Raw genomic sequence first — 19,687 nt, 5'->3', positions numbered from 1 at the left:
GTTCACAAGCCACGGTCTTGCAGGCGATACAGCCTCTAGGCCGCGAGCACTATAATGTAATGGCCCGCCAGCGGTTGCATCTGCCATCGCCACCGGATTCACGGTTGGGAACCGTCCGCGCGTCCTGGCACGGTCGCTCGATCGCATTGCAATCCGGCGGACCCGAACATTTGACCCGACAGCCCAAGTGCCTTTTCGGCACGCCCTGCACTTGGGAATAGCGGCACGTCGTTGTTTTGACGCGCTCTCTCGCGTCGATGCGGGATCCGCGTCCGCAAATCACGTCTCAGAACGGCGCCGGGCGCGCCGACCGAGGGCCATGCTGACCAGTGCGAAGGCGGCCAGCATCACGAGACCCGCCACCATCTTGGGCGTCACGAGGTCCCGCAGGGTCAGGGACCGGTCACAATCGGTTGCGGCCGTAGCCAGGCAGGCCGTCCGGGCGGCCTCGTGGGCGGCGACCACATCCTCGATCCCCGCCCCCGTGGTGGCGTACACGAAGACCCCGGGCAGCAATCCCAGGAAGGTCGCCAGCACGAAGACCCGCATCTTCACCCCGAAGGCGGCAGGCGCGAGATTCGTGACCCAGAACGGGAACAGCGGCAGCAACCGCAGGACCGCGATGTAACCGAAGGCGTCACGGCGAAAACCCTCGGCGAGGCCCGCGAGGCGGGTCCCGCCCATCCGGCGGAGCAGGTCGGCGCCGGGCCCCCGGCCGATGGTGAACACGATCGCCGCCCCCGTGGTTGCGGCGCAGAGCGCGGTCAGCGCCCCCGGCACGATCCCGAACAGGAAGCCGCAGATCATGGTGAGGATCAGCGTGGCCGGCACCGACACAACCACAGCCCCGACGTAAAGGCAGTAGGCCGAGACCAGCGCGCGGCCATAATCGGCCTCGACGTATCCCCGCAGCCACGCCCGGGAGGCGAGCAAGCGGTCGAGGCTCAGGAGTTGCGCCGCGCCCGAGACGAGGACGATGGTCGAGATGCCGATCAGCAGCACGAGCGGCAGCCAGCGCCGGACACGCTTCCAGCGGCCCTCGCGGGGGGCCCCGGCGACGGGCAGAACCTCGCTCACCCGGACTTGCGCATCCGCAGGATCTTGAAGAACCCGCCCGGGAAGGTCGGCTTCAGGCCCAGCACCTCGACGCCGTTGCGCCGGGCCCAGGCCTCGATCCGCGTGGCCTTGAAGTCCGAGGACCAGCCGATCTTGGTGCAGAGCGGCGCCACGATCTCTTCGACCCGGGCCAAGGGGCCGTCGCTCTGGCCGAAATGGTTGGCCAGCACGATGCCACCGCCGGGCCGCACCACGCGCAGGAACTCGGACATCGCTGCCTCGGGGTCCGGCACCAGGGTGATCAGGAACTGCGCCACCACGGCGTCGAAGCTCGCATCGGCGTAGCCCAGGTGGCAGACATCCATCACCTGCAGCCCCTTCACGTGGGCCAGGTTCCGGCGCCGGACCTTGGCGCGGGCGCGCTTGAGCATGTCCTCCGAGAGGTCGACGCCGCAGACGAAGCTCGCCTTCGGATAGTAGCCGAGCGCCAGCCCGGTACCGACGCCGGCCTCCAGGATCCGCGGGCCATGCTCGGCGGCGGCCTCCACGGCCGCGCGGGCGGCGGGCTCGGTGAGCTTGTCGTAGACCACGTCGTAGACGGGGGCCCAGCGCGCGTAGGCCTTGCGCATCAGGGCCGTGCTCGGCCCGGCCGTCTGCGGCTCGCTCAGCATCGTTCGGACATTCCAGAGATTGAGATCAGGCGGCCTCGCGAGGCCGGGCCGACAACGCGTCGACGCGCCGGATGGTGCCGCCACCGAGCACCCGGGCGCGGGGGCCGTCATCCGCGTAGATCGCGCAGGCCTGGCCCGGCGACACGCCGTCCTCCGGCTCGGCGAGCACCACCTCGGCGGCGCCGTCCGGCCCGACCGTGAGGGTCGCCGGGCGGGGCGGCCGGGTCGAGCGCACGCGCACAGCCACGGGGAGGTCGCGCACGGCTTCGGCCGGCCCCTCGCCGAGCCAGTTCAGCTCCGAGAGGCGGATACGGGCGGTGGCGAGGGCGGTCCGGGGGCCGACGACCACCCGGGCGGTATCCGGCTCCAGCCGCACCACGTAGAGCGGCTCGGCCCCTGAAAGGCCGAGGCCCCGGCGCTGGCCGACCGTATAATGCACGATGCCCTCGTGGCGGCCGAGGACATGGCCCGCGAGGTCGACGATCTCGCCGGGCCGCGCCGCGTCCGGGCGCAGGCGGGCGATCACGTCGCTGTAGCGGCCCTGCGGCACGAAGCAGATATCCTGGCTGTCGGGCTTCTCGGCCAGCGACAGGCCGAGGTCCTTCGCGAGGGCCCGGGTCGCGGTCTTCTCCATCTCGCCCAGCGGGAAGCGCAGGAAGTCCAGCTGCTCGGCGGTGGTCGCGTACAGGAAATAACTCTGGTCCCGGGCGGGATCGAGGGCGCGGTGCAGCGCCCGGCCACCACCCGGCAGCGCCCGGCTCGCCACGTAATGGCCGGTGGCCAGGGCGTCCGCGTTCAGATCCCGGGCGAGGCCCAGGAGATCGCGGAACTTCACCGTGCGATTGCACTCGACGCAGGGGATCGGCGTCTCGCCCGCGAGGTAGCTCTCGGCGAATTTCTCGATCACCGCGTCGCGGAACCGATCCTCGTAGTCGAGGACGTAATGCGGAATGCCGAGATGCTCGGCAGCCGCCCGCGCGTCGTGGATGTCCTGCCCGGCGCAACACGCGCCCTTGCGATGGCTCGCCGCGCCATGGTCGTAGAGCTGGAGCGTGACGCCGACCACGTCGAAGCCCTGGCGCTTCAGGAGCCCGGCGACCACGGAGGAATCGACGCCGCCCGACATGGCGACGACGACGCGCGTCTCGTGGGGGGCTTTGGGGAGATCGAGGGCGTTCATCACGAGGATCCGCAGCCGCCTGCCCGGAAGCTTCCTGGCTGCACGGGGCGTCTATAGCGGGAGTCCGCCCGGCTTTCCAGCGTGAACGGCCCGCTCCGGTGCGGCCGCCCGGCAGATCCTGCCGGGCAGGCGGCAGCTTCGACCTTGGGCCCGCCCTTCGATTTCAAAAAAACCTCTATTTGTCAGTTTCTTGGCTCGGCGCATCGTTGGCGCGCACCTTGCTGCATCGCCCTCAAGAGGAGCCCGGAATGGCGAGCGGTGCGACGGATCGGTTGGACGTGACCGCGTGGATCCCATCCACGCGGACGAGCTGGGACGCGGCGGGCATCGCCGCGCGGTCCGGCACGTCCACGCAGGACCGGTTCGGCGCGGCCCTCGACGCCGCCCGAATCCGGGACGACGCCGCAGTCACGCAGGCCCGTTCGGCCGGCCAGCGCGATGCCGCCGACGCGACGCGGACGCGGCAGGCGACGCAGCGCGCGGAAACCGACGCCGCCCGGACGGTTTCGGAGCGGAACCGCGACGCAGCCGCGCAGGCCGAGGCCCGAACTGCGGAGACGCGTTCGGCTGCCGCCCTGCCGAAGAAAGCCGCGACCGCGGTGACGCCCGGTACGCCCGCACCGGCAGCCGCTCCACGCGCCGAGGATCCCGTTGCCGCGCCCGCTCCGCACCCGGAGCCATCCGCTTCGGCGGCGCCGCGCACGCCATCAGAGCCCACCCCGCAGGACGCACAGGCCCCCCTGAAGGTCGCAACGGCCGGCACGCCGGTGCAGGATTCGGTGGCCGACACGCCGGTCACGGACGCCGATACCCCCGGCCCGGCCGAACCCCAGGCACAGGCGAGCCAGGTCGAGGCCCCGGCGCAAGCTGCGCCGCCCGATCCCACCGCCACGCTGCTGAGCCTGCTTGCCGCGATGTCGGGCGGCGCGACCATCAACAGCGCTACGACCAAAGCTCAGGCTCCGGAACCGGACACGGCCGGCAAGGAGAGCATTACAGCCACGCTCCCGGCCGGCGCCGGAGCGGCCCTCTCGGCCTCTATCGGACCAGCGCCAACGCCCTCCCGGACGGGCACGGTCGATGCTGCGCCGGAGACGACGGTTACGGGGATCGCCGGGCCGGGTGTCGGCACGAAGGGGGCCGCGGCGGGCGCGGCGCGATCCGAGCCGGTCAATCCGGGAGCCAGCCCAGTCGCGACCGTTCAGACCGGCACGGGCGATCCGACGACGCCTGCGGCCAACCCTGGCGCGGATTTCCTCGCCGCCCTGGCCGATGCCGGTCAGGCTGCTGGCCAGTCCTCCGCTTCCGGTGCGGCCGGCCCTGCGCCGCAGGCGGCGGGCTTGGCCAATCCGGGCGGGTTACCGGCGGCGACGGCATCCGCCGGGTCCGCGGCCGCCGCGCAGGCTGTACCCGTTCAGCCGACAGCGCCCGCCCAGCCCGATCCGGCGATCCCGATCGGGCAGGTCCCGATGACCATCGGCCTGCGCTCGCTGAACGGATCGAACGCCTTCCAGATCCGGCTCGATCCGATCGAACTCGGGCGGGTCGACGTCAAGCTTGAAATCGACAAGGCCCGCGGGACGGTCACGACGCACCTCGTGGTCGATCGGCCGGAGACCCTGGCGATGCTCCAGCGCGATGCGAACCAGCTGCAACAGGCCCTGACGCAGGCCGGCCTCGATCCATCGGCCGGCGGCCTGAACCTGTCCCTGCGCGGCGACGGCAGCGCGCAGACCGGCGGCGGCAACGGCCAACAGGGCGGCTCCCCCCAGGGCGGGTCCGCCGGCTGGACCCGGGATCAGGCCGAAGCCCCGCAGGAGATCGCCCCGACGCGATGGCTGCGCGGCTACGGCGGTCTCGACATCAGGATCTAGGCGCGGCGGCCCCTCGCCGAACGACACGCCATCATCGTGCGCCCGCGCTTGGGCGCGGCACGGGAGAGACCAGCATGACCAGCGGCATATCGGGCCTCGCCAGCACGGCATCGGCGACCAGCGCGGCGTCGAAGAGCGGGAACGCGACCGAGATCGCCAGCAACTTCACGCAGTTCCTGACGCTGCTCACCACGCAGCTCAAGAACCAGAACCCCCTCGACCCGATGGATACCAACCAGTTCACGCAGCAGCTCGTGCAGTTCGCCGGCGTCGAGCAGCAGCTCAAGACCAATGACCGCCTCGACAACATCCTCACCGCCTCGCAATCGGCGAGCTCGGCCACGGCGACGAGCTACATCGGCAAGACCATAACGGCGAGCGGGGCGTCCTCGCAGCTCTCGGGCGGCTCGGCCGCCTGGACGCTGACCCCGGCCCGCGCCGCCTCGAAGGCGGTGATCACGATCCTTGATTCCAACAGCAACGTCGTGGCGACGCAGGCGACGTCGCTCGCCGCCGGAAGCCAAGCCTACACGTGGAACGGCAAAACCTCGGCCGGTCTGACCGCACCCGATGGCACCTATTCGATCAAGGTCTCGGCCACGGACGCCACCGGATCCACCGTCGCGGTCGATACCAGCCTGTCGGGGACGGTGGACGAAGTCGATCTCAGCGGCTCTTCGCCGGTTCTGCTGATCGGCTCGCAGAAAGTGCCGCTGTCGAGTGTGCAGACGATCGGGTTGTCCACAAGTGGCGCTTAACGAATCACATTCGAGCGACGCGCTTCAACATCTCTTAAGCGGGCGCAAGTACCTTGAAGCCTCGACAGGTCAGTCGAGTGTAGAGCGTATCATGACCGAACCTAGCCGCCCGAGAGTAAAGTACGTGATCGGGCCCGACGGCAGTCCTTTGACCATCGCGGACCTCCCGCCCCCGAGCACCCGCCGTTGGGTGATCCGGCGCAAGGCCGAGGTGGTGGCCGCGGTGCGCGGCGGCCTCCTGAGCCTTGAGGAGGCCTGCAAGCGCTATACCCTGACCACCGAGGAATTCCTGAGCTGGCAGTTCTCCATCGACCAGCACGGGCTCGCCGGTCTGCGGACCACACGGATCCAACATTACCGGCACTGATCCGGGCGTCTTCAGGGATGGGCCAGTTCGCCCGAGCCGACAGGTCCCGAAGTCTCGCGAAGCCGCGTCCCGACCCCGGGCGCGGCTTCGTGGCGTTGAAAGCGACCTCCGACGAAGTGGACACCGGTTCGGCGCAAGAGGGCGCGTCGAAGCAAAGGCTGAGAGCAGCGCACGGTCGCCTCGCGACCGTGAACGGCTCTGCCCACCGGCTGCGTGCAACTGCAGGTCCGGGCATTAACGCCGCGCTAACCACGACCTGGGCAAATTCTGCCGGGCGAGCCGCCAGGGCCCGCCTCGCGTTCAGAGTGCAGCGAAGCCGCCCGTGAAGCCGGTCCTCGATCTCGTCACGAAGCTCGGACCGGCCCGCATCGCCGCCATGGCGGCGGTGACGCTCACGCTCATCGGCTTCTTCGCGTTCATCATCCTGCGGGTCTCGCGCCCCGACATGGGCGTGCTGTTCTCCGACCTGTCGATGCAGGATTCGGCGTCCGTCGTCCGCGACCTCGACAGCCGCGGCATCCGCTACGAGACGCGGGGCGAGGCCGGCCAGACGATCCTGGCACCCCGGGGCGACCTCGCCAAGCTGCGCATGGACCTCGCCGGCAAGGGCCTCCCGACCCAGGCCGGCGTCGGCTACGAGATCTTCGACAAGGGCGACGCGTTCTCGTCCACCAACTTCGTGCAGAACGTGAACCACCTGCGCGCCCTGGAGGGGGAGCTCGCCCGTTCGATCCGGGCGATCGGCCGGGTCCAGGCGGCGCGCGTCCACCTCGTCCTGCCGGAGCGGCGCCTGTTCGAGCGCGACCGGGAGAGCCCGAGCGCCGCCATCGTGCTGAAGCTGATGGGCGACCTCGATGCCGGGCAGGTCCGGGCGATCCGCCATCTCGTCGCCTCCGCGGTGGAGGGGCTGAAGCCCGAGCGGGTCTCGATCGTCGACGAGCGCGGCCGTCTGCTGGCGGATGGGGCCCGGGACGCCGAGGCCGACGTCGCCGGCGGCTACGAGGACCGGCAGGTCGGCCTGGAGCGGCGCCTGCGCGGCCAGATCGAGGATGTGGTCGCCGGCATCGTCGGGCCGGGCCGGGCCCGGGTGCAGGTCAACGCCGAGCTCGACCACAACCGGACCGAGAGCCGCTCCGAAACCTTCGACCCCGAGAGCCGCGTCGTCCGCTCCGCCCAGACGCGGACCGAATCCTCGCAGACCAGCAACGCCGACGGGCAGGTCAGCGTCGGCAACGAATTGCCCGGCGCCAACGCCACCGACAAGGCGCCGGCTCCCAAGGACGCGACCAACAAGAACGAGGAGACCACGAATTACGAGATCTCCCGGGTGACCAAGACCGAAATCGCCGAAGGCGGTCGGATCAAGCGCCTGTCGGTGGCCGTGGTGGTCGACGGCGTCTACGCGCCCACGGCCGACGGGAAGCAGACCTACAGCCCCCGCGCGCCCGCCGAGATCGAGCGGATCACCGCCCTGGTGCGCAGCGCGGTCGGGTTCGACAAGGCCCGCGGCGATCAGATCGAGGTCGTCAATCTCCGCTTCGCCGAGGCGCCGAGCCTGCCGCAATTCAGCGAGCCGACGCTGATCCAGTCGCTGCTCGCCCCCACCAAGGAGGATGTGCTGCGCATGGCCGAGCTCGCCGTGCTGGCGCTCCTGACCCTGATCGTCCTGCTCACCGTGGTGCGCCCGCTGTTGCGGCAGGTGCTGGCGCCGGTGCCGGCCCCGCCGTCGCTCGCCGCGGCGGGGGGCATGGGCATCGCGGCCGATGCCGCGGCGGTCGCGGGGCCTGCGGGGGGGACCATCACGATGATCGACCGGGACAATCCCACCGCCCGGCTGATGGAGTTCGCCAAGATCAACGGCCAGGTCCAGGCCGAAACCGTCCAGCGCGTGGTCGACATGGTCCGGGCGAGCCCCGCCGAGACCGTCGAGGTGCTGCGCGGCTGGATCCAGGAAGAGTAGCGTAGGGCGTCGAGGGCAGCACGATGGCGGCAGGTCTGGCAAATACCCTGGCGACGGTGGGCGGCGATTCCTTCGCGTCCATGCCCGGTCCGCAGCGCGCGGCCGCGCTCCTGCTGATGCTCGGCGAGGAGGAAGGCGCGCCGATCTGGCAGATGCTGGAGGAGGAGGAGGTCAAGAAGGTCAGCCACGCGATGGTCCAGCTCGGCACGCTGGAGGTCGCCACCGTCGAGCGGCTGATCATCGAGTTCGTGACGAAGCTGAGCAACAGCGGCGGCATCTCGTCGAACTTCGAGCGGACCGAGGCGCTGCTCCTGAAGATCTTCCCAAGCGATCAGGTCTCGCTGATCATGGCGGAGATCAAGGGCGCGTCCGGCAAGCGGGTCTGGGCCTCGATCGCCCAGGTCGATCCGGAGATCCTCGCCTCGTTCCTGCGCAACGAGTACCCGCAGACCGTGGCGGTGGTGCTGTCGCGGGTGCGGGCCGACTACGCCGCCAAGGTGCTGACCATCCTCCCCGAGGATTTCGCGATCGACTGCCTCAACCGGATGCTGCGCATGGAGACGGTGCAGAAGGAGGCCCTGCGCCACATCGAGGAGACGCTGCGGGTCGAGTTCGTCTCGACCATCGCGCAGACCCAGCGCCGCGACGCGCACGAGATGATGGCCGACGTGTTCAACGCCTTCGACCGGCAGACGGAGGGTCGCTTCCTCGCAGCCCTCGATCAGGCGAATCGCGGCTCGGCCAAGCGCATCCGCGAGCTGATGTTCACCTTCGAGGATCTGCTGAAGCTCGATCCGGGCAGCGTCCAGACCCTGATGCGCTCGATCGAGGGCGAAACGCTCTGCCGGGCGCTCAAGGGCGCCAACGAGCCGACCCGGGCCTTCTTCATGAAGCAGATGTCGACCCGCGCGGCCAAGAACCTCACGGACGAGATGGCCTCCCTCGGCCCGGTCCGCCTCAAGGAGGTGGACGAGGCGCAGACGCGGATGACCGAGATCGCCAAGGACCTGGCCGAGAAGGGCGAGATCATGATCGCCAAGAATAGCGCCGAGGAGGAGCTGGTCTATTGAGCGCCCAGACCGCTCGGAGCGCCAAGCCGTTCCTGTTCGAAAACGACTTCCGCAGCGGGCGTCCCAGCGCCGAGGCCCAGCGCGCCGCCGAGGCCGCCGCCCGCGCCGAGGTGGACGCCCATGCCCGCGGCCTCCACGAAGGCCGCATCCAGGCCGAGGCGCAGATCCAGGGCCGGCTCGCCGACGCTCTGAACCGGCTGGCGCTGGCTGCGGCGGGCCTCATCGCCCAGGCCGACGCCCGGGATGCCGAGCGCGAGGTGCAGGCCGTCGAGGTGGCGATGCTGATCGCCCGGAAGGTCGCCGGCGACGCGCTCGACGCGGCCCCGCTCGCCGGCATCGGCGAGGCGGCGCGCGCCGCCCTCCCGCACCTGCGCGGCGTGCCCCACCTCGTTGTGCGGGTCCACGACAGCCTGGTCGAGGAGGCCGAGACCCTTATGAAGCGCCTGGCGCGCGAGCGCGGCTACGAAGGCCGCCTCGTCGTGCTCGGCGACCCCGAGATGGCGGCGGGCGATGCCCGCATCGAATGGGCCGACGGCGGCATCGTGCGGGAGCGCGCCCGCATCGAGGCGGCGGTTCTGGACGCCCTCGGCCTGGCTCAGAATTCCTGAAGGAAGCCCGATGTCCGACGATTTCAGCCTGCCCCAGCTCGGCGAGAACGACACCGACTACGCGGCCGGCTCGATCCGCGACGCGCCGACCACGCCGAAGACCGCCGCCGATCTCGAGCAGCTGTTCGACGTGCCCGTGATGGTCTCGGCGGTGCTGGGCTCCGCCCGGATGCCGATCGGCGACCTGCTCCGGATGGCGCCCGGCGCCGTGCTCGAACTCGACCGGAAGGTCGGCGAGGCGATCGACGTGTTCGTCAACAACCGGCTGGTCGCCCGCGGCGAGGTCGTTCTCGTCGAGGACCGGCTCGGCGTGACGATGACCGAGATCGTCAAGGGCGAGTAGTCCGGGCGAGTAGTCCGGGCGCGTGATTTTTGGGACGCGGGCGCCGGGGGCTGTCCGCGCCATGAGCTCTGAGAGGAACGAACCATGCGGCTCCTGATAATCGGGCGGCTGAACGGCGAACTGATCACCGCCTCAAAGATCGCCATGCAGCGCGGGGCCTCCGTGACGCAGGCCGATGCCGTGCCGCAGGGCCTCAACGTGCTGCGCGCCCGCGGCGCCGATCTGATCATGATCGACGTGTCGCTGCCGATCGCCACCCTCGTCGCAGCCCTTGAGGTGGAACGGATCCGCACCCCCGTGGTCGCCTGCGGGGTCTCGGCGGACGCCTCGGCCGCCGTGGCGGCGATCCGGGCGGGCGCCAAGGAGTACATTCCGCTTCCGCCCGACCCCGAGATGATCGCCGCGGTGCTGGAGGCGGTCGCCACCGACCGCGCCGCCTTCGTGTGGCGCGATCCCTCCATGGAGCGGGTGGTCAAGCTCGCCGAGCAGGTCGCCCGCTCGGAAGCCTCGGTGCTGATCACCGGCGAGAGCGGAACCGGTAAGGAGGTGCTGGCCCGGCACGTCCACCAGAAGTCCAACCGGGCGGGCAAGCCCTTCGTCTCGGTCAACTGCGCGGCGATCCCCGAGGCTTTGCTCGAATCCGAGCTGTTCGGCCACGAGAAGGGCGCGTTCACCGGCGCGGTCGCCCGGCGCATCGGCCGGTTCGAGGAGGCCAATGGCGGCACGCTGCTGTTGGACGAGATCTCCGAAATGGATGTGCGCCTGCAGGCCAAGCTGCTGCGCGCCCTTCAGGAGCGGGTGATCGACCGGGTCGGCGGCACGGCCCCGGTGCGGGTCGATATCCGGGTGCTCGCCACCTCCAACCGCAACCTCGCCGAGGAGGTCCGCAAGGGCACGTTCCGCGAGGATCTGTTCTACCGCCTGAACGTCGTGGCCCTGAAGCTGCCGCCGCTCCGCGAGCGGCCGGCCGACATCCTCGAACTCGCCGCGCATTTCGCCAAGAAATACGCCGCGGTGAACGGCGTGTCGGTCCGCCCCATCTCGGCCGAGGCGCGGGCGCTGGTGCTGAAGAACCCCTGGCGCGGCAACGTCCGCGAACTGGAGAATACCCTGCACCGGGCGGTTCTGCTCGCCTCCGGCGACGCGATCGGACCCGAGGCGATCCTGTCCCCGGACGGCGAGACGATCGCCTTGGAGGGCCCGGCGACACGCGCCGCGCAGGCAGCCGAGGCCGCGACCCGCGGGCTGGTGGGACGGACCGTGGCGCAGGTCGAATGCGACCTGATCCTCGATACCCTCGACCATTGCCTGGGCAACCGCACCCACGCGGCCAAGATCCTCGGGATCTCGATCCGAACCCTGCGCAACAAGCTCAACGAGTACGTCTCGTCGGGCCTCGACGTAGCGGAGCCCGGCGGCGTGCGGAGCGCAGCCTTCGGATAGGGGCGCGCCGATCAGAGGGATCGGGTTCTGGAGGCGATGCGCGTCTCCGACCCGCCTTCATCGATCTTCGAAGCCCGCACGGGAGGACGGCTCCGCACCCGCCAAGCGCATCGGTGCGGCTCCCGCGGATCGTATTCTTCCAGGCTGCGCGCGATCTACCGACGCCCGGTCTTCGCCGCCTGATCGCGCTCGTTCTGAGCGGCATAGGCCGCGTCGAGCTTGCGCAGCGAGGCGTAGCGGGCGACGTCACCCTCCACGTCGCGGATCGTCTCCTCGACGAGATGGCGCTGGAGCGCGACGCGCGGATCGTTGGGCGGCAGCGCTTCCCGCTCCTGCAGGCGAAGCACGGCCTGCCGCACAACGGTGTAGACCGCCTCGCGCTCCTCCCGGGTCATCGACGGCTGGATCGCCTTCGCGACGAGATCGGAGAAATCCGACATGGTCCGTTAGACTTCGCTCTTCCATCGGGCGCCGGGACCGCCGGGCCGCCCCCCTCTACAGACCGGGCGGCCCAGGATCCAGAGGCGTGCTGCAGCCGCCTACATTCTCTGGTCGCGGATACCCGCGATCAGAAGCGAGGACGAGCTCCAGATCACGAAGAAGCAGAAGAACGCGACCAGCAGCGTGTGGCCGCGCTCCGGGTAGAGGCTGTCCGTCGGCAGGACCGGCGGCACGAAGGTCGCCAGGAAGATATGCTGCTTGGAGGCCGCGACCCGCGCCCGGTCGAGCAGCAGATGGGCCGATTCCTCGAGTTTCTCGGCGATCGTCCGCTCGACGAGCAGACCCTCGTACTGGAGCAGCGCTTCGGTCAGGTTCGCACCGCCCGCGGCGCCCGAACTCGTCATCTCGTCCTGCAGGATCTTCATCTGCTGGTCGATGGCCGTGATGTTGGCGACGAGCGTCTGGATCGAGCGCGAGCGCTCGTCCAGGCTGGAGCTGCGCAGGACCTGGAGGTCGTTCTCGGCCTTGAGCTTGTCCTTCTTCAGCAGCGTCAGGGTTGCCAGCGTCCCCTCGGCGGACTTGACCGGATCGATCACCCCCCACTGGTTGCGGAAGGATTGCAGGGCAATGTGCGCCTTGCTCAGGCGCTCCTGCGCGGTTCTGGCGTCGGTCTCGGCCTGGACGACCATGTCGGCCTGCGCGCGCTTTGAGATGTCGTTGATCAGCGCCTCGGAGCGCGTGACCACTTCGCGGGCGATGGTCAGGGCGTCCTCGGGCGTGAACGCCCGAACCGACAGGCGGATCACGCCCGAGATCGAGTCGATATGCGCGATGACGTGCGTGCGCCAATACTGGGTCAGATCCTCGATCGGGTCGGTCGGATCAAACCGCGTCCAGAAATCGGCCTCCTGGCGGGAGAACATCTTGGACAGGCCGATGCTCTTCTCGAGCGACTCGACCATGGTCTGGCTGGCGATGTAGTCGCGGACGATGAAGCTGTCCTGGCTGTTATGCTTCTGAATGAGGTTCGTGTATTGGCCGAGGGAGATGTTCTCCATCGGTTCGACGTTGCCGCGCACCGTGAACTGGGCCTCGGCGACGTACTGGTTCGACGCGAAGCCGAACAGGTACAGCCCGACCACGAGGGTCGGCAACAGGACGAACAAGCTGATGCGGCGGATGATCCGCGCGCCGTAGCTCGACGTGTCCTCCCGGCGCGGGCGCAGGCCGGGCAGTTGGGTCCAGTCCAGGCGCTTGCGAATCGCGGTGGCCAGAGCCTGGGCGCCGCGCTTCTCCGGAACCGGCCGGATCGTCTCCGCGCTCCGCCGCAGCTCGGTCATCGTCGGGGCTGCGAACGTCACGATCTCGCTTTCGCGCGTGTCGTCTTTGACGTCGTCGAGGCTCATCCGCTCTGTGTTCCTGGGTCTGCGCCGGTTCCGCTGATGCGGCGCCGGCCAAGGGGCGGCCCGTGCGCGGAACCGGGATCCCGTTCTTTTAGGCCCTTTTTATGGCGCCCGGGTCGACCTGCGGGGCGGGGCGACGGGCGACCGAGAGCGCTCTCCGCCGAAGTGGACACCGGTTCGGCGCAAGAGAGCGCGTCACAACAAAAGCTTGGAGCCGCGCTCGATTGCGATGCGATCGGGCACGGCTCTAGCCCGATGCCGGTATCGCGCCCTACTTTCTCCGGATGATGACAGAACCACGCTCAACGGGCGACGCCGATCGTCCCGCTGCCGGTCGGCCTGGCGGCCGCTCGGCCAAAACCAAGCTCACCGACATCGTGGTGGTCTGCTCCAAATGCGCCAAGCGGCAGGGCCTGCGCGCGCGCGCCGTGCGCGCGCTCCTGAAGAAGGCCGGGAAACAGGCCGCCCAGGAGGCGTCGGGCACCCGGAGGAAGCTCCGCATCGTCGAGTCGGGTTGCCTCGGCCCGTGCCCGAAGCGTGCTATCGCGGTCGCCACCGGTGCGAGCCTCGCGGCCGGCCGCGTGATCCTGCTCGATCCCGAGGCCGGGCCGGCGGAGGCGCTCGCCGCCATCCTCCAACCCATCCCGCCGTGCCGGCCGTCCCCTGAATTCGGCCCCAATACCGTTCTAGCGGCGGTACCACATGACGAATCGCCGCCGGCGCGCTGACCGGCACAACTTGGAGCCGCTCCTGGTGCCCGCCTTCAGACACGTCACGCACGCACTGCGACCGTGAAGGAAGCGCGCCCATCCGGAAAGCGCCGGGTCATCCGCGCCCTCGTCCGCCGCCTGCCGCTGCTCGGCACGCTGATCGGGCTGGGCTTCGCGATCTGGCTCGTGGCGACCAACGACCTCCAGGCGGTGGCCACGGCGTTCGGCCGGATCGGCGTCGTGGGCTTCCTCAGCGTCACGCTGGTGCGGACGCTGGTGCTGTTGGTGTGCGGAATCGCCTGGGCGCGCATCCTCGACGGGCTGTCGCCGGCGCCGGCTTCGGCCTGCCTGATCCTGCGCTTCGTGCGCGAGGGCATCAACGTCCTGTTGCCGGTCGCCTCGGTGGGCGGCGAGGTGTTGGGCGCGCGGCTCCTCACCTTCTGGGGCGTGGCCGGCTCGCTCGCCGCCGCCTCGGTGCTGGCCGATCTCCTGTTCCAGGTCGGCACGCTCGCTCTGTTCGCAGGCCTCGGGGCCGGCCTCCTGAGCCGCGTCGAGGGCGCGGAGGCGGCCGAACTCGCCGGTTGGACGCTGCGCACCCTCGCGGTTGCGGCAATCGCCGTCGCAGCGTTTTTCGCGCTCCAGCGGACCGGGATCGTCCGCGTCCTGGAAGAGCGGATCGCCGCCCTCGGCCGGCGCTTCGTGCGCGAGACCGAAGCCCTGCCCGAACCGCGCCAGCGCATCCAGGGGGCGCTGGATGCCGTCTGGGCGCCGGGGCGGCGGGGCCGGCTCGCCCAGTCGGTCGCCCTGCACGCGTTGGCTTGGCTCCTCGGCGCGACCGAAATCCTCGTCGTCTTCACCTGCATCGGCGTCGACAATGTCGGCCTGACCGACATCCTGGTGATCGAGTCGCTGAGCCAGGCGATCAAGGCCGCCGCCTTCCTGGTCCCGAGCGGACTCGGCGTGCAGGAGGGCGGGCTCGTGCTGGTCTGCGGCCTGTTCGGCATCGATGCCGGTACGGCCATCGCCCTGTCCCTCGCCCGCCGGGTGCCCGACGTGGTGCTGGGCCTGCCGTCGCTCCTCGTCTGGCAGAATCTCGAAGCCCGCCGCGAGGGCGTGCGCCCCGCCGCGCCGACCTGCGACCGCTCGTGACCCCGATGCCCGATCTGCCGACAGCCCCGACCCGCCCCGGCCGGGGGCGCAGGCTCCGGCGCCTGGGCCTGGGCCTCGCCGCGATCCCGCTGCTCGCCGCCTCGCCCGCCCTTGCCCAGAGCGTCACCCTGGACCTCGGCGCCGGCGGCACCACCGAGCGCGCCCTCCAGCTCGTCGCGCTGATCACCGTCCTGGCGGTCGCCCCCTCGGTGCTGGTGATGGCCACGGCCTTCACCCGGATCGTCGTGGTGCTCTCGCTCCTGCGCTCGGCACTCGGTACCCAGACGGCGCCGCCGACCGCGGTGCTGGTCAGCCTCGCCCTGTTCCTGACCGCCTTCGTGATGGCGCCGACGGGCCGCGCCGCCTACAGCGCCGGGATCGAACCCCTGATCGCCGGACGGATCACACAGGCCCAGGCCTTCGAGCGTGCCTCGGCGCCGTTCAAGACCTTCATGCTGAAGAACGTCCGCGAGAAGGACCTCAAGCTGTTCCTCGACCTCGCCAAGGTGCCGGCGCCGAAGGGGCCCGAGGATGTCGGTCTCGAGATCGTCACCCCGGCCTTCATGATCTCGGAGCTGAGGCGCGCCTTCGAGATCGGCTTCCTGCTGTTCATCCCGTTCCTGATCATCGACCTCGTGGTCGCCTCGGTGCTGATGGCGATCGGCATGATGATGCTGCCGCCCGCCACGGTCTCCCTGCCATTCAAGCTGATCTTCTTCGTGCTGGTCGACGGATGGACGCTGGTGGCGGGCTCGCTGGTGCAGAGCTACGGGAGCTGACGCCGCCCAAGCGGGCATCGTCAGGCCTGTACGATCCGGACCGTGGCGAAGCCCTCGCCGGGTGTCGGCGGCTCGAACAGGCGGTCGACGGAGCGGATGCTGGCCTCGGGCACGCACCGGTCGGCGGGCCGCTGCCGGTTCCGTTCCAGGGCGCGGCCGAGCGGCGTCCGGATCCAGACCGCCGATACGGGGATCCCGTAGGACCGGGCACAGTCGATGATCGGCGCGCGGTGCCGTGCGCCGGGCAGGGCCGCGTCGAAATAGGTCGTCCCGGCCTCCGGTTCCTGGCGGGCGATCCAGAAGGACTTGCCCGCTCCCTGCAGGCCGCAGACCACCACCAGCCGTTCGACGGTCCGGGCCTCCAGCTGGTCGCGCAACGCCGCGAAGGCCCGGCGCCATGCCTCGGCGTTCCGCTCCGGCGTCCAGACACGCCCGGCTTCGGTCTCCAGGAAGGCGTCGGGATCGATGACGCGCCGCGCGCTCATCCCGGGGGCGTGCCGGGGGTCTCGGCGTTGCTCTGCCGATCACCGCCCTGCGGCTCGGAACCGCCCTCGTCCACGGCCTTGGCCTTCCCCCGGTCGGGGGTGGCGGCGTCCGGGTAGCGCTTGCGGTACTCGGCCAGGAAGGCCGACAGCGTCTCGGCCTTGGTGGCCTGGGCCGCCACCGCCCGGAAGCCCGGGCTGCGGGTCGGGTCGGATCCCGTGAGCAGCGCGAAGGTGCGCGCGTCGGGGCTCGCCGCCATGGCCTCCGAGAACTTCGCCTTGAGCCGTTCCAGGCCGATCGCCTCGCCCGCGAGGTTGTAGGCGATCGCGGCGCGCATGGCATCGGCCCGGGACGCCGCGTCGAGCGGCTGGCCGGACCGCCACGCCTCGCCGAGCAGCGCCTCGTGCGTCTCGCCGGCGTCGCGCCAGCGGCGGGCCCCCCAGTAGATGTCGGCCCGCAGGCGCTCGATGTCCGGCCCGGCCTCTCCCTCGAGAGTCTCAAGGGCGAGGTCCGTGCGGGTCAGGTCCGAGAGGGCGCGGGCGCGGATCAGGTTCCGGGCACGCTTCAGCTCGCCCGGCAACTCCGGCAGCTCGGTGGCATCGAGGACCTTCAACGCCTGCAGGGGCTTGTCGTCCATCAGCCGCACCGTGGCGAGCCGCGCCGCGACCGCCGACCGGGCCGGGCCGGTGAGCCGGTTGTCGATCTGGTACTGCAGCAGATCGGCGGCGGGTTCGAGAAGGTCGAGGCGCACCAAGCGGTCGGCCAGCCGGCGCACCACTTCGTCGCCGCGCCGCCCGATCGGGCTCAGCTCCCGGAAATCGAAGAACAACGCCACGGCCTCGACCCCCGACAGGCTCTCCCCCTTGTCGGTGAGGTACAGGTTCTCGAAGGCGATCTGCGCCTCGCGGGTGAGCGCCACCGAGGCCGTGGCGTTCGGCGCGAAGACGTTGGCCCGGCGCGCGGCCGTGAAGGCCTGGCGCCAGTGGCCGGCGGCGAGGTGGAGGCGGGCCACCCCGGCCGTGATGCTCTCCTCGATCGGGCCGCCATGCCAGGTCAGGGCGAGCCGTTCCAGGCGCTCGGTCGCGGCCTCCGGCGTCAGCGTGCCGGCGGATTGCGCGAGCAAGGTGCCCCGCAGGGCTGCCTCGGCCGAGACCGGACGCACCGCCTCCCTCTCCAGGCGGGTATAGGCGTCGAGCGCCGCCTTGACCTGACCGGTCGCCTCCGAAACGCGGGCGCGGACCAGGGCCAGCCGGTCGCGGATCCAGGGGGGCAGGTCGCGGGCATCCCCGGCGCGGGCGGCGGCCGTTTCGGCATCGTCGTTCTCGATCGCCGATTCCGCCGCCGCGGCGCGGATCGTCTGCGCCAGATCCGTGGGGTACTCCTGGGCCAGCGGCAGGACCTTGAGGAAGCCGGTCTCGGCGGCCTTCCAATCCCCAACGCCGGCTGAGACCATCGCCCGCCACAGGGCCGCCTCCGGATTCCCGGCGAGGATCGGGACGGACAAAGCCTTCAACGCCTCGGCGTTGCGCCCCATCCGCACCTGCGCGATGCCGCGCAGCAGGGCCGTGTCGCGCTGGCCCGCGAGCAGCGGATCGTCGGCGGCCGCCGCTTCGAGCGCCGCCAGGGCTTCAGGATCGAGCCCATTGGCGAGATAGGTGCGGGCCAGCGCGAGCCGCGCCGGGCCGCGATCGGCCGGATTGGCGGCCGCGGCGGCATCGAGCGCCCCGCGCACGGTATCGCGCACCACACCGGACCGTGCCCGGTTCCAGGCCTCGGGCGTGATGGCGAGGGTGCCCGGATCGGCCAGGGCGACCTCGTCCTTCCGCGCCGTCGCCGACGTGGCGAGCCCCCCGGTCCGGCCGATCGTCACCGTGTCGAGTTCGGGGCGCACCGCGAGGTCGTCGGCGCTGGCCAGCACCGCGAGGCCGTGCCGGCTCGGGAGGATCTCGAAATCCACGAACCGCCGGTTCTTCGGATTGCCGACCGGCCGCCGGGACGCCGACGTGACCACCGCGATGCGCTCGCCGTCGAGATCGAGCCACGTCGCCGAGCCCGGGCGGGGCAAGCCGAGGGACACCGCGATGCGGCCCGCGCTATCGGGCTTGCGCAGGGGGTCGATCGTATCGCTCGGGCTCAAGGCGTCGCCCGCCGAGAGTTCCCAGCCAACGCCGCCCTCCGTCGAGACCGCGTTGAGATCGACCAAGCGGCCCTGGGGTGCCGAGAAACGCAGGATCGTCAGCGGTCCGGTCCGGGTGGGGCTTCCCACCGGCACCAGGCCCTGATGGCCGGTCGGAGCCGGGACCGTCTCGGCGGTCTCGAAGGCGAGCGTGACCACACCGCCGCGCTCGAACAGCACGGCTGGCGGCAGCGCATGGAACGGGAAGACCAGGCCGGACCCGGCCGGGCGGATCGGCGGCGGTGCCGGCGGACGCTCGGCGACGGCCGGCGCTTCAGCGCGAGCCGGCGGCGCGGAGGGAGGAGCGGGAACGGCCGGCGCCGCAGCCACCGGTGCCGGTGTCGCCGGCCCGGGTATCGCGACGGCGGTGCCGGCGGGTTCCGCCGGCTTGCGCCGGACGGCGTCCAAGAGGAAGGCCCCGTCCTCGCGCTCGGAGCCGATCTGGAATCCGTCTTCGGGCGTGACGAGCAGGCTGGCCGAGGTCGCATCGGTCTCGGTCGCCAGCTTGGCGATGCCGGGCCGGGGACGCCCGCGTGTCCCGGACGAGTCGATGGTCCAGGGGCCGACGACCCGTAGCCGCGTCGTATTGCCCTCGGCGGTGAGGGTCGTGACGGCCTCCGCGGGCATCCGCAGCGACAGGCGCGTCAGCGTCGGGAGGAGCGCCAATTCCAGCGACAGGGGCTTGCGCACCGGCTCGGGGATGCGGGCCTTGAGCGCTTCCTCGGCAACCCTGGCGCGACGGGCGAGTTCGGCCACCACTTCGGGCGGCAGCGGGGGCGGCAACCCGGCCCAGCCCTCCGGCAGCAGATCCACGAAGATGCGCTCGCCGGCCATCTGCAGGTTGACCCGGTAGGGCCGCTGCAGGGCGACGCGCAACCCGGTCCCGTCCGGGTCGCGCCGCACGCTCGACACGTAGGCGGGCATTTCCTCGGCCAACCGCTCGGGACCCTGCCCGACGCGCTCGCCGTAGCCGAGGAGCAGCACGCCGCCGGCGAGCTTCGCCTTGACGATGACCGGCTTGTCGAAGGTGAGCACGATGCGGCCGTAGCCACCGGGACCGGTGCCGGTCTCCGCGCCTTTGGCGCCGGTCAGCCGGGCGGCCAGCGCCGGGTCGATGACCGCCAGCAGGGCGAGCACCGGGAGCGACCCGCGCAGCAGCCGCCGCCCGAGCCCCTGACCGATCCGGGGTCGCCCGCCCTCCGATCCCATCGCCTCG

General features: G+C 70.9%; 18 protein-coding genes. 11 read left to right on the top strand and 7 right to left on the bottom strand.

From position 1 onward, the window contains the following. Positions 1-279: 279 nt before the first annotated feature. From OXS49_RS13175 to mnmA, 3 genes are read right to left on the bottom strand one after another with little or no spacing between them, the layout of a single operon-like run. The gene (locus OXS49_RS13175) at positions 280-1,077 is read right to left on the bottom strand and encodes a TVP38/TMEM64 family protein (RefSeq protein WP_244000879.1); all 798 of its coding nucleotides are present in this window, start codon (positions 1,075-1,077) and stop codon (positions 280-282) included. Then, entirely contained in the window at positions 1,074-1,727 is a 654-nt protein-coding gene (locus tag OXS49_RS13170) for a class I SAM-dependent methyltransferase (protein WP_244000880.1), read from the bottom strand. Before OXS49_RS13170 ends, OXS49_RS13175 begins: the two co-directional genes overlap by 4 nt. A 25-nt stretch (positions 1,728-1,752) precedes the next feature. Beyond that, positions 1,753-2,907, bottom strand: coding sequence for a tRNA 2-thiouridine(34) synthase MnmA (gene mnmA / locus OXS49_RS13165; RefSeq protein WP_267424721.1), 1,155 nt, complete (start codon positions 2,905-2,907; stop codon positions 1,753-1,755). A 248-nt stretch (positions 2,908-3,155) separates the two neighbouring features. On the opposite strand from mnmA, the gene OXS49_RS13160 reads away from it, so the two are divergent. From OXS49_RS13160 to OXS49_RS13125, 8 genes are all read left to right on the top strand, one after another. Next, a complete protein-coding gene (locus OXS49_RS13160) occupies positions 3,156-4,781 on the top strand; it encodes a flagellar hook-length control protein FliK (RefSeq protein WP_267424719.1) in 1,626 nt (541 codons plus the stop codon). Between the two features lie 74 nt (positions 4,782-4,855). Further along, entirely contained in the window at positions 4,856-5,539 is a 684-nt protein-coding gene (locus OXS49_RS13155; protein WP_244000886.1) for a flagellar hook capping FlgD N-terminal domain-containing protein, read from the top strand. Positions 5,540-5,630: 91 nt separating this feature from the next. Then, positions 5,631-5,906, top strand: a complete 276-nt coding sequence (locus OXS49_RS13150; protein ID WP_007569077.1) for a DUF1153 domain-containing protein — start codon at positions 5,631-5,633, stop codon at positions 5,904-5,906. A 322-nt stretch (positions 5,907-6,228) separates the two neighbouring features. Continuing rightward, positions 6,229-7,866, top strand: coding sequence for a flagellar basal-body MS-ring/collar protein FliF (gene fliF / locus OXS49_RS13145; protein WP_267424676.1), 1,638 nt, complete (start codon positions 6,229-6,231; stop codon positions 7,864-7,866). A gap of 23 nt (positions 7,867-7,889) precedes the next feature. Continuing rightward, positions 7,890-8,936 carry a flagellar motor switch protein FliG gene (locus OXS49_RS13140; RefSeq protein WP_244000890.1) on the top strand — a complete coding sequence of 349 codons (1,047 nt, stop codon included), beginning with the start codon at positions 7,890-7,892 and terminating at the stop codon, positions 8,934-8,936. Next, positions 8,933-9,544: a FliH/SctL family protein gene (locus OXS49_RS13135; protein ID WP_267424674.1), complete on the top strand. Its 612-nt coding sequence runs from the start codon at positions 8,933-8,935 to the stop codon at positions 9,542-9,544. Before OXS49_RS13140 ends, OXS49_RS13135 begins: the two co-directional genes overlap by 4 nt. 10 nt (positions 9,545-9,554) lie before the next feature. Next, entirely contained in the window at positions 9,555-9,887 is a 333-nt protein-coding gene (fliN, locus tag OXS49_RS13130) for a flagellar motor switch protein FliN (protein WP_243916503.1), read from the top strand. A gap of 84 nt (positions 9,888-9,971) precedes the next feature. Next, the gene (locus OXS49_RS13125; protein ID WP_267424671.1) at positions 9,972-11,330 is read left to right on the top strand and encodes a sigma-54 dependent transcriptional regulator; all 1,359 of its coding nucleotides are present in this window, start codon (positions 9,972-9,974) and stop codon (positions 11,328-11,330) included. 155 nt (positions 11,331-11,485) lie between these two features. Here OXS49_RS13125 and OXS49_RS13120 read toward each other — a convergent pair whose 3' ends face one another. Together OXS49_RS13120 and OXS49_RS13115 are read right to left on the bottom strand one after the other, a co-directional pair. Further along, a complete protein-coding gene (locus tag OXS49_RS13120) occupies positions 11,486-11,770 on the bottom strand; it encodes a hypothetical protein (protein ID WP_267424669.1) in 285 nt (94 codons plus the stop codon). A 99-nt stretch (positions 11,771-11,869) separates the two neighbouring features. Then, complete coding sequence (locus OXS49_RS13115) at positions 11,870-13,177, bottom strand: capsule biosynthesis protein (protein ID WP_244000898.1); 1,308 nt, start codon at positions 13,175-13,177, stop codon at positions 11,870-11,872. A gap of 284 nt (positions 13,178-13,461) precedes the next feature. Here OXS49_RS13115 and OXS49_RS13110 point away from each other — a divergent pair, with 284 nt between their 5' ends. The 3 genes from OXS49_RS13110 (at position 13,462) to fliP (ending at position 15,812) form a co-directional block, all read left to right on the top strand. Continuing rightward, positions 13,462-13,902 carry a hypothetical protein gene (locus tag OXS49_RS13110; RefSeq protein ID WP_267424668.1) on the top strand — a complete coding sequence of 147 codons (441 nt, stop codon included), beginning with the start codon at positions 13,462-13,464 and terminating at the stop codon, positions 13,900-13,902. A 63-nt stretch (positions 13,903-13,965) separates the two neighbouring features. Then, on the top strand, positions 13,966-15,033 hold the full coding sequence (locus OXS49_RS13105; protein ID WP_244000902.1) for a lysylphosphatidylglycerol synthase domain-containing protein: 1,068 nt from the start codon (positions 13,966-13,968) through the stop codon (positions 15,031-15,033). A gap of 5 nt (positions 15,034-15,038) precedes the next feature. Further along, on the top strand, positions 15,039-15,812 hold the full coding sequence (fliP, locus tag OXS49_RS13100) for a flagellar type III secretion system pore protein FliP (protein ID WP_244000904.1): 774 nt from the start codon (positions 15,039-15,041) through the stop codon (positions 15,810-15,812). A 20-nt stretch (positions 15,813-15,832) separates the two neighbouring features. On the opposite strand, the gene OXS49_RS13095 is transcribed toward fliP, so the two are convergent. Together OXS49_RS13095 and OXS49_RS13090 are read right to left on the bottom strand one after the other, a co-directional pair. Next, complete coding sequence (locus OXS49_RS13095; RefSeq protein ID WP_267424663.1) at positions 15,833-16,297, bottom strand: AAA family ATPase; 465 nt, start codon at positions 16,295-16,297, stop codon at positions 15,833-15,835. Beyond that, positions 16,294-19,680 (bottom strand): hypothetical protein, encoded by a 3,387-nt coding sequence (locus tag OXS49_RS13090; protein WP_267424746.1) that lies wholly within the window; start codon positions 19,678-19,680, stop codon positions 16,294-16,296. Before OXS49_RS13090 ends, OXS49_RS13095 begins: the two co-directional genes overlap by 4 nt. Between the last annotated feature and the right edge of the window lie 7 nt (positions 19,681-19,687).

The organism is Methylobacterium sp. GC_Met_2, assembly GCF_026540795.1.
Taxonomy (GTDB): domain Bacteria; phylum Pseudomonadota; class Alphaproteobacteria; order Rhizobiales; family Beijerinckiaceae; genus Methylobacterium.
The sequence above is the reverse complement of the archived record's forward strand: the minus strand, read 5'-3'. Positions and strand labels throughout refer to the sequence as shown.